9 protein-coding genes, 1 rRNA gene and 1 pseudogene are annotated in these 9319 nt (G+C 58.3%); 10 read left to right on the forward strand and 1 reads right to left on the reverse strand.

Annotated elements, in window-relative coordinates:
* Positions 1–114 precede the first annotated feature (114 nt).
* From VI234_RS20850 to VI234_RS20880, 7 genes and pseudogenes are all read left to right on the forward strand, one after another.
* Positions 115–2010 (forward strand): annotated as a pseudogene (locus VI234_RS20850) (type II/IV secretion system ATPase subunit); the annotation flags it as partial.
* Positions 2007–4043 (forward strand): type II secretion system F family protein, encoded by a 2037-nt coding sequence (locus VI234_RS20855; protein ID WP_336331181.1) that lies wholly within the window; start codon positions 2007–2009, stop codon positions 4041–4043. The pseudogene VI234_RS20850 and the gene VI234_RS20855, both read left to right, overlap by 4 nt.
* A 57-nt stretch (positions 4044–4100) precedes the next feature.
* Positions 4101–4622 carry a DUF7287 family protein gene (locus tag VI234_RS20860; protein WP_044951885.1) on the forward strand — a complete coding sequence of 174 codons (522 nt, stop codon included), beginning with the start codon at positions 4101–4103 and terminating at the stop codon, positions 4620–4622.
* A gap of 2 nt (positions 4623–4624) precedes the next feature.
* On the forward strand, positions 4625–5197 hold the full coding sequence (locus tag VI234_RS20865; protein ID WP_336331182.1) for a DUF7288 family protein: 573 nt from the start codon (positions 4625–4627) through the stop codon (positions 5195–5197).
* The gene (locus VI234_RS20870; RefSeq protein WP_336331183.1) at positions 5191–6081 is read left to right on the forward strand and encodes a hypothetical protein; all 891 of its coding nucleotides are present in this window, start codon (positions 5191–5193) and stop codon (positions 6079–6081) included. Before VI234_RS20865 ends, VI234_RS20870 begins: the two co-directional genes overlap by 7 nt.
* Positions 6078–6542: a DUF7266 family protein gene (locus VI234_RS20875; protein ID WP_008313388.1), complete on the forward strand. Its 465-nt coding sequence runs from the start codon at positions 6078–6080 to the stop codon at positions 6540–6542. The genes VI234_RS20870 and VI234_RS20875 overlap by 4 nt, the downstream gene beginning before the upstream one ends.
* A complete protein-coding gene (locus VI234_RS20880; RefSeq protein WP_049943110.1) occupies positions 6539–7294 on the forward strand; it encodes a DUF7289 family protein in 756 nt (251 codons plus the stop codon). The genes VI234_RS20875 and VI234_RS20880 overlap by 4 nt, the downstream gene beginning before the upstream one ends.
* A 64-nt stretch (positions 7295–7358) precedes the next feature.
* Here the strand turns inward: VI234_RS20880 and VI234_RS20885 are convergent, their stop codons facing one another.
* Positions 7359–7535, reverse strand: a complete 177-nt coding sequence (locus VI234_RS20885; RefSeq protein WP_008313392.1) for a hypothetical protein — start codon at positions 7533–7535, stop codon at positions 7359–7361.
* Between the two features lie 277 nt (positions 7536–7812).
* On the opposite strand from VI234_RS20885, the gene VI234_RS20890 reads away from it, so the two are divergent.
* The 3 genes from VI234_RS20890 to VI234_RS20900 all read left to right on the forward strand — a co-directional run.
* The gene (locus VI234_RS20890) at positions 7813–8049 is read left to right on the forward strand and encodes a UPF0058 family protein (RefSeq protein ID WP_008313394.1); all 237 of its coding nucleotides are present in this window, start codon (positions 7813–7815) and stop codon (positions 8047–8049) included.
* A gap of 152 nt (positions 8050–8201) precedes the next feature.
* Positions 8202–8498, forward strand: a complete 297-nt coding sequence (locus tag VI234_RS20895; protein ID WP_044951882.1) for a translation initiation factor eIF-1A — start codon at positions 8202–8204, stop codon at positions 8496–8498.
* Between the two features lie 633 nt (positions 8499–9131).
* A 16S ribosomal RNA gene (locus tag VI234_RS20900) occupies positions 9132–9319 on the forward strand; the annotation flags it as partial.

The raw sequence follows: 9319 nt of genomic DNA on the forward strand, positions 1-9319 counted from the left end.
ACTCCTCACCGCCGAAACTCACCGTCCGTCTCACTTCGAGAACTGGCCACGCATCGAAGTCATGGATTCAAGCTCTACTAGAGGGGTTTGTGGGCTTTCGATGTGATCGACTGATACTGGGTCAACAAGCCCTACGCCTGCGTCATCATCTTCCACTCACGGAAAGAGAACGAGAAGAAGTACTACGTCATCGAGCCGTATCTCACCGATATCGAGATCGACCTCCGAGAGTTCCTCTCGGGCAAGCTCAAGACCGCGATCAAGTATTCCGAGGACGACGTGATCGTTCAGGGGACCGACGCCGACCGAGCACAGGTCATCCAGCGGGAGGCCGAACAACTCCTCTCGCGGTACGACCTCTACAACGGCACAGTCTCCAGTAGCGGTGAAGAAAGCGTTCTCGGGCAGGTCAAGGAACTGTTCGGACTGGACGAGGAAACACAAAGTGAAACCACGGGCCAACTTTCCGGCATTTCGACACGTCCTGAGCCGGCTATCCTCGAAGACGACGACCCGAAGCTGAACGAGTATCAGGTCGAGAAGCTGCTGTACATGCTCAAGCGGGACTTCGTCGGCTACGCGCGCATCGACGGCGTCAAACACGACATCAACGTCGAGGACATCTCCTGTGACGGATACAACTCCCGGGTGTTCGTCTATCACACCGACTACGAGCAGATTATTTCGAACGTCGAACACGGCGAGGGGGAACTCGACGACTTCGTCGTGAAACTCGCCCAGCGTTCCGGGAAGGGTATCTCGAAGCGCCAGCCCCAGGTCGACGCGACGCTGCCGGACGGGTCGCGTGCCCAGTTGACCCTGGGCCGGGAGGTGTCTGACCACGGGACGAACTACACCATCCGGCAGTTCAAGGACGTGCCCTTTACCCCGATCGACCTCATCAACTGGAACACCTTCTCGCTGGACGAGATGGCGTTCCTCTGGCTCTGTATCGAGAACAACAAGAGCCTGATCTTCGCCGGCGGTACTGCCTCGGGGAAGACGACGAGCCTGAACGCCGTCTCGCTGTTCATCCCGTCGAACTCCAAGATCGTCTCTATCGAGGACACGCGCGAGGTCGAATTGCCACAGCGGAACTGGGTGGCAAGCGTTACGCGCCCCTCCTTCGGTGAGGACGACAAGGGCGACGTCGACGAGTTCGACCTGCTTGAGGCCGCACTCCGTCAGCGCCCGGACTACATCGTCATGGGTGAGATCCGTGGTGAGGAAGGTCGGACGCTGTTCCAGGTCATGTCGACCGGCCACACCACCTACACCACGTTCCACGCCGACTCCGTCGGCGAGGTCATCAAGCGGTTCACGACCGAACCTATCAACGTCTCGAAAACGCTGTTTACAGCGCTCGACCTCGTGTCGATTCAGACCCAGACGCGGGTCGACGGCAACAAGGTCCGCCGGAACAAGTCCCTGACCGAAATCAACGAGTACTCCGCCGAGAACGACGAGATCAACGTCCGGGACGTCTACGAGTGGCGCGCCGAGACGGACGAGTACATCCAGATGGGGAACTCCAACACCCTCGAGGAGATCAAGTTCGACCGCGGGTGGACCCAGGATAAACTCGACGAGGAACTGTTCAAGCGCAAGGTCGTCCTCGCGTACCTAATCGAGAAGGGGCTGAACACCTACACGCAGGTCGCGGCGACCATCCAGGCGTTCATCAACGACCCCGACACCATTCTCACGCTCATCGCCAACGACCAGCTCGAACTGTCGCTCGAGGACCTCCGGGAGATGGAATCTGTCAAGATCGATATCGATCCGGAGAAAGAGGAGATGGTGCCCCGACCGGACGCACCGCCGGAGATGGTCGAGGAGACAAAGCAGGTGCTCGACAACGCACAGCCGCTGTTCAACACCTACAAGAGCCGTGAAACGCCGGACATCGTCTCGGCGCTGATGGACGATTCCGAGGAAAGCGCTGACGAAGACAGCATCGACTTCGGCCAGTTCGTTCCGAAGGCCGGAGCGGAGGCAGATAGCGAATGAGCCTCGACACACCGAGTCAGCAACAGGTGGGCAGCGGCGGTGCCCTCGGTGACACGTTCTACCCGGCGTACCAGATGGTGTTCGACGACGAGGGCGACTTCGTCAACAGCGTCGAGAACAAACTCGCGGAGGCCCGGATGGCCGACAACGTCGAGATGTTCCTCGCACGCGCGCTCGCGGTCGGTGTCATTGCGGGCCTCGCACTGTGGCTCGTCGGCACGTTCCTCGGCTATCTGCTGGTCCAGTTGCTGTTTGCCGGTGGGGAAGCGCCGACGCTCATCGGGATTCCGGTGTCTGAGAGCGTCTCAGAGATTCTGGCCGTGCTGAAACTCCCCTTCCTCGTCATCGTCACCGGCTTCGTCTTCGGTGCCATCGGGTTCGGTATCGGGTTCGGGTCGCTTGTCTCGATTCCGTATTTCCGTGCGAGCGCGCGCGAGCGCGAAATCAACGTCTTGTTGTCCGACTCGATCTCGTTCATGTACGCGCTGTCCGTGGGCGGGCTCAATCAACTCGAAATCCTGCAGTCGATGGGGCGGGCCGAAGACACGTACGGTGAGGTCGCACAGGAGTTCCAGTCTATCGTACTGGAGACGGAGTATTTCGACACGGACTACCGGACTGCAGTCCGGAACCAGGCGCTCCAGACACCGTCGGACGAACTGTCGCAGTTCCTGACGGACATGCTCTCGATAATCAACTCCGGCGGGGACATGACCTCCTTCCTCGAAGACCAGAAGGAAAAGCACATGCGAACCGCCAGGCAGGAACAGGAGAAGATGCTGGAGACGCTGGAGCTGTTCGGCGAGATGTACATGACGCTCTCGCTGTTCCCGCTGCTTCTCATCATCATTCTGGTCATCATGTCGATGATGGGCAACGCACAGAAATCGCTCATCTACGGCACTGTGTACGGGTTGATTCCGCTAACCGGCCTGGGCTTTCTCGTCCTCGTCTCGACTGTGACACAGGACTCTATCGGGGACGGCTATCTGCGTTCGAGTCCCGGCGAGAAGGAACTCGTCGTGGATGAAGGTGTCGGCGTGTTCAACCTCGGACTCATCGAGAGCTACACGGGCACCTACAGCGTCTTCGACCGGATCAAGAGCCGGGAAGGGACTTACGAACTTCTCGGCATTCTCAAACGGCCTGACCTGTTCTTCCGTGACCATCCGCTGTTGGTGCTGTGGCTGACGGTGCCGCTGTCCATCCTCGCCATCGTCGCGGCTATCGTCATCGGCTGGGCTCCGTTATCGCTGGATGGGATGATCGCCGTCCCGGTCCGCTCGACGTTCTTCTGGGTGTACGTCCCGATGTACCTCAACTTCATCCCGCTGATGATCTTCTACGAGTGGAACCAGCGCTCGCGGAAGGCGATAATCGGGAAACTCTCGGAGAACCTCCGGAAACTCGCGTCGGCTAACGACACCGGGATGACGCTGCTGGAGTCAGTCAAAGTGGTCTCCGAGACGTCCTCCGGGAAGCTCTCCGAGGAGTTCGAGACCATCCACGCGAAGGTCAACTACGGGACGAGCCTGAAGGACGCGCTCCGGGAATTTAACAACAAGTACAACGTCCCACGACTGGCCCGGACGGTCAAGCTTATCGCGGAGGCACAGGAGGCCTCCAGCCAGATTCAGGACGTGCTCTCGACGGCCGCTCAGGCCTCGGAGAACCAGGACGACATTGAACGGGAGCGCAAGTCCCGAACGCGGATGCAGACGGTCATCATCCTGATGACCTACCTGACGCTTTTGGGCGTGATGGCGCTGCTAAAGACACAGTTCCTCGATGTGATGTCGGGGCTGGCGACGCAGGCCTCCGGGTCAAGCAGTTCGAGCGCGCCCGGCGGTGGGTTCGGTGGCAGTGTCGACACGGAACTGCTGTCGATGCTGTTCTTCCACGCGGTGACGCTGCAGGCGCTGTTGTCGTCGTTTATCGCCGGCTACATTCGGGAAGTGAAGCTCGTCGCCGGCGTAAAGTTCGCAGTCGTCCTGTCGACGATTGCACTGGTGGTGTGGATCGCCGTGGGATAGCGCCCCACTCGCGGTTCGACAGCGAACGTATCAGACAGAAAATAGGGTGTGTGGGACATGGATACAAGAGCACAAACACCGCAGGACTTCGCCGTAGGGGTGAGCGTCCTGCTCGTGACGATAATCGGGGTATTGGCCTTCGTACAGGGCAGCGCGGTCGGCGTGTACGAATCCCCAGACGTACAGCGTAACCAACCAATTGCGGACAGGGCGGGGACGTACCTCGTCGAAAACTACTCCGTCGACGGGACGCGAAACCTCATTCGCTACAACACGAGTGGTGGGATCAATGCGTCCCTCAACGCGGACACAGATCTCAGCGGTCTCAAGGAGAAAGCCGGACTCGACGTCGCGACGGAGCGCCGCGTGAACCCGCGGGTGAACGTAACGGTGGTCAACGCGTCATCGCTCAAAGCAGGGACACGGGACCCGGCAGTTGATGACCACGACCAGCGGCTCGCTTGGGGGCCCGATGTCGCCGACAGAGACAACGTCGCAACGACGTCTCGCGTGGTGAAACTGACCAACGCAACCGGCCAGTGCGATCCGGTCTGCTGGCTCGTCGTGAGGGTGTGGTAACGATGCGTGGCCAAGCCTATACGCTGGAAGGCGTTCTCGCGGCCATCGTCGTTGTGACGGCGACCGTCTACGGCCTGTCGGCAGTCGACACCGGCCCGTTCCAGACGGGTTCCCAGCAGCGGACAGCAGAACTGGAGAGTCGTGCGAGCGACACGCTATCACTGGCGGCAGAAACCGGAGCGCTGCACAACGCGACGGCGTGTTACAGCGTCGGAACGCCGACACTCAACGGCAATCAGACGGGCAGTTCCACCGAGTTCGAGATGATGTTGAACCAGACCTTCGACCGCCAGGGCGACCAATACAATCTATACTTCAGTTACTGGGACTCGGATTCGGACGCGCGCCAGACGACTATCGTCTCGCAGGAAACAGACGCAAACGTTGCTGACCGGCCAGCCGACGCAGCCGTCGCGACCGAAACGGTGACGCTGACCGACGATATGCCCGCTCGAATCGGCGACTGCAGCGGGACCGGACCGTCCCTCTCGACCGTCGACGGGTATTTCGCTCCCGACGCGGAGTCCGACTCTATCGTCTACAACGTCGTGGAGGTGCGTCTGGTCGTATGGTAGCCAACGAACGCGGACAACTGCTGTTGATCGGGGGTATTGCTGTCGCTATCGTCGTGTTCAGTACGATTCTGTTTGCCCACAGTCTCGCGGTCACTGACGGTATTACGACCACCGGAAGCGCGGATACCATCGAGCGCACGGCTGACCGCGAAGCCTCTGTCGAGCGCGATCTCAGACAACTCGCGGCCCAGACGCGGGGCGATGGCCTCGATGGATTCGAGGAGCGATACGAGTACGCGCTTCGGAACTACACGCGAACGCACAACCGGGTCGTCGCAAGCAGCGGCGGAACCTATCTCAACGCGACGCTGAACGAGTCGGCGTCGCTTGGTACCGAAGTCAATCAGACGGGCACGTCCTCCAAGTTCCAACGTCCAGACCCCTCGGGCGGGCCGCAGAACGACTGGCTAGTTGCGAATGATGTCTCTCGCGTTGCGGTGTTCAATCTCACTGCGGACGTCGTCGGCGGCTCGATGAATACCTTCACTGTCGTCATTCGAAACGGCTCTGAGGATATGAAACTGTCAGTTGAGCCGAGTACAATTGATAGTGGAAACAACGTCACGGTCGACGGCAAAACGCAGTGTCACGGCAACGGAGACGTCAACGTCGACCTTGTCGCTGGGTCATGCACTGTCGGAAGTAACAGCAGTTCTTTCGATAGCTATCACAGCCTTGACCCCCCGTACTCAGTTGAAATAAAGAACGGAAATAAGGCCGAAGGGCGGTACCAGTTTGCGGCAGTCGGGACGTTCCCGTCCTCGAACTATGCCTCTCCAGTTGCTCGTGTCAACTATCCAGTCGTCCCTGCCATCGACATGACTTACGACACACCGTCTGCGAGCTACAACCGAACAGTACTGGTGGAGGTGAACGACGGATGAGCCTCACCCGTTTCCTGTTTGACAGCCGTGGTGTCTCGCCGGCGGTCACGCAGGCACTCACTATCGGTATCACGTCGCTGCTGGTGACCGGCCTCCTCATCGGCGGGAGCCAGATGGTCGACTCACAGCGTGAGCGAGTGACTGAAGAAGCTCTAGAGAACGTTGGCGATGGTATCGCGCGCGACCTGATCCGCTTGGATGCGTTCGACACTGCCACTCTCAACTCGACAGTATCGTTCCGTGCGATGTATCCCGAGCGCATCGCTGATCAGTCGTACAACGTCGAGGTCTCTCCTGATACTTCACGCACGCGTGTGTACGTGAACGCATCAGGACTGAATCGGTATGCTGTCGTCCGATTCGAGAACGAAACTAATGTCTGCCCATCTGTCGTCTCCAGTGGGCCTCTGGCTGTATCGTACAACCGGACTGCCGGCTGTATGGAGGTGACTCGCGGATGACTTCGCCGCTGTCAAGCCAAAGCGGTCACGACCGTGGTGTGTCCGACCTGCTCGCGTTTACGCTCACGTTCAGTATCATCATTACTGGGATTGCGCTGGTGACGCTTGGTGGGCTTGGGGCGTTCGATGCCATCCAACAGGGGGCGACAACCGATGTCGCAGAAACGTCGATGGTCGGGTTCGCGGAAACCACGGGCGACCACATTCAGGGCGACGCTCCACGACGGACCACGAGTATGAAACTCCAGGGTCACGGACTCTCCATCCGATCGTCGACGCTTAACGTAACTGTCGACGGACAGTCAACGAATATTTCGACCGGAGCGTTCGTTCGGGAGACTGATTCGGGGACTGATATCGTCTACACCAGCGGTGCAGTGTACCGGGTTCAGCAGGAGGGGCTGGTCGTTTCACGGAAACCCCGCTTCCGGTGTAGCCCCGGAAGTGACAGTGTATACATCTCTGCCCTTTCGCTCGACGGACAGACAGATTTCTCGTCGTCGAACCGCGTCACAATCGAGACCGCTATCCAGAACAAGACGCTTATTTCGCCACAGGCTGGCAAGTCACCGTCCGCGACAACCGTCTCGATCAACGTCTCGGAGACTGCATATCCGGATGCATGGCACCGCCTGTTCGAGCAGGAACTGTCGAACTGGTCGGGCCACTCGGAACCACACACCTACCAGTGTACTGGTGTCAGCCGCGCTGTCGTCCACAATACGACGGTCGATATCCGTACTATCACCTAAGGCCTCTGCCTGCAGTGCATAGATCCGTTGCTGTCAGACTCAGTTCTGGACGGCGAGAAAACCGTTATGCAGCAGTCATCAGCGCTGCGATGAATGACCACTCCGTCCCGCTGTTTGCTTCTTCTTGTTTCGCCATAGCCGCAGTCTTGTCTCGTGGGTGCTTCCAGTTCATTACGGCCATAGGTATGTGCTCAGCAGGTATGAAGTGTTCGAATACTAATATATTGTCGTGGTCTTTCATGATTGAGAGCGCTTCGCAGGTCAGTAGCACCTCAATTCTCTTTAGCCGCTAATGAAGGAAGAGTCACATAGTGGCAATTCTCTGTTTTGTTCGATATTAGGGTGGAAAACAGAATATTACGATCCGTAGGCGGAACTCGTGATACAGGCGCTCATACGCCGGTAAACGGCTCTATCTTTGCATCTGAGATTGGGTAGAGTCGTATCCGAACGGTAGCGGCATGTGAGCCGTTGGCAAGGTAGTACTATTACCCTCCACTCCATAAGATTGGACACTAATGAAGAAGCAAGAACTCATTCACCTTCACAGCCTTCTCGCGCAGGTACAACACCACTACGAGCACGAAGCGGACACGAGCGTCGAGCACGATCTGTACGCTGATCTCGGTGTCAAACCGACATCGATCCACAAATCGAAGACTGACCACAAGGAAGCAGTGTTTGCGCTCGCTTCCGGACTGACGGATTCGATGGCCGAGGAAGCCGACGAACCACAGGCGCTGACTGCCGACTGAATCGACGTCCTGTCGTCAGTTCGTTTTCACCGTTCACTATTTCCAGTAGCTATCGGCAAGCTCCTGCCGTGGCACGGCCGCTATGTCGGCCGCATGGTACACGCTATCCCGCCTCTCAAACGACTTATACGGGAGGACACTGTATTTATATTGTGAGCGACGATTCAGGGCGGCGGAATCTCCGCATGCCTACAAACGACGAGATGTTTGCAGTGGTAACAGAGCACCTTGGCGGGAACCACGTCCGCATTCGCTGTGAGGACGGCGAAACCCGACTCGGACGGATACCGGGCCGGATGAAGTTCCGAACCTGGATTAACGAGGACGACATCGTTCTCGCCGAACCGTGGGACTGGCAAGACGAGAAGGCCAACATCGAATGGCGCTACAAGGGGCAAGACGCTGATCAGCTCCGTGCCGAAGGCCACATCGACTCGCTGACCGCCTAATTTTACCACTGTACCGCGTCCTGGTTCACGACGACGGTGAGATAGTTCTCTGCTGTGACCAGCAATTGTCGCTGGTCTGACTGCTTGCTTGTCGAGTGTCCCGACCCTTGCTCCGTCTTAGCTCCCGGCACACTACAGTCGTCTACCGTCGAGTTCCTACTACTCCCAATTGATATATAATGGCTGGCTGGAACTCGGTCACTGAACCGCATGTCAGGATCCGAGAACGAATACACGTTGGATCACCGACACCCGGATGCCGTCTTGCGGTTATGCGTGTCACGGCATCACGTTACGTATGCGTCGTGTGTGTTCTACACAGGGCGGTCGTGAGACGATCCATTTATATGTTCCCCCGTCTTCTGAACTAATGCGAAGGTCGCACCGGGCAGCGAGCCCGGGTCGACACGCTCGGCCGGCCACCTGGGTCGGTGCGGGTTACGAGAGGATCTCGTCTTCCCCTTCTGGGGCCGGCGAGATCCACCCCATGAGGATTCCACCCCTGCGGTCCGCCGTCAAGATGGAATCTGATGTGAGCCCACGGACCCATGCAGTAGTCAACACTGGCGTAGGAACCAGTGTGTTTGCTTCCGACGGAGTGCAACCACTTCCGCCGCTGATGTATATCAGCACATTCCGGTTGATCCTGCCGGAGGCCATTGCTATCGGAGTCCGATTTAGCCATGCTAGTTGCACGAGTTTAGACTCGTAGCATATAGCTCAGTAACACGTGGCCAAACTACCCTACAGACCGCGATAACCTCGGGAAACTGAGGCCAATAGCGGATATAACTCTCATGCTGGAGTGCCGAGAGTTAGAA

This window comes from Haloarcula sp. CGMCC 1.2071, from assembly GCF_037078445.1.
Taxonomy (GTDB): Archaea; Halobacteriota; Halobacteria; order Halobacteriales; family Haloarculaceae; genus Haloarcula; species Haloarcula amylolytica.

Coding starts and splice junctions, on each gene's coding strand:
- VI234_RS20855 (WP_336331181.1), top strand. CDS start 2,007: ATGAGCCTCGACACACCGAGTCAGCAACAGGTGGGCAGCGGCGGTGCC.
- VI234_RS20885 (WP_008313392.1), bottom strand. CDS start 7,535: ATGAAAGACCACGACAATATATTAGTATTCGAACACTTCATACCTGCT.
- VI234_RS20875 (WP_008313388.1), top strand. CDS start 6,078: ATGAGCCTCACCCGTTTCCTGTTTGACAGCCGTGGTGTCTCGCCGGCG.
- VI234_RS20860 (WP_044951885.1), top strand. CDS start 4,101: ATGGATACAAGAGCACAAACACCGCAGGACTTCGCCGTAGGGGTGAGC.
- VI234_RS20865 (WP_336331182.1), top strand. CDS start 4,625: ATGCGTGGCCAAGCCTATACGCTGGAAGGCGTTCTCGCGGCCATCGTC.
- VI234_RS20890 (WP_008313394.1), top strand. CDS start 7,813: ATGAAGAAGCAAGAACTCATTCACCTTCACAGCCTTCTCGCGCAGGTA.
- VI234_RS20870 (WP_336331183.1), top strand. CDS start 5,191: ATGGTAGCCAACGAACGCGGACAACTGCTGTTGATCGGGGGTATTGCT.
- VI234_RS20880 (WP_049943110.1), top strand. CDS start 6,539: ATGACTTCGCCGCTGTCAAGCCAAAGCGGTCACGACCGTGGTGTGTCC.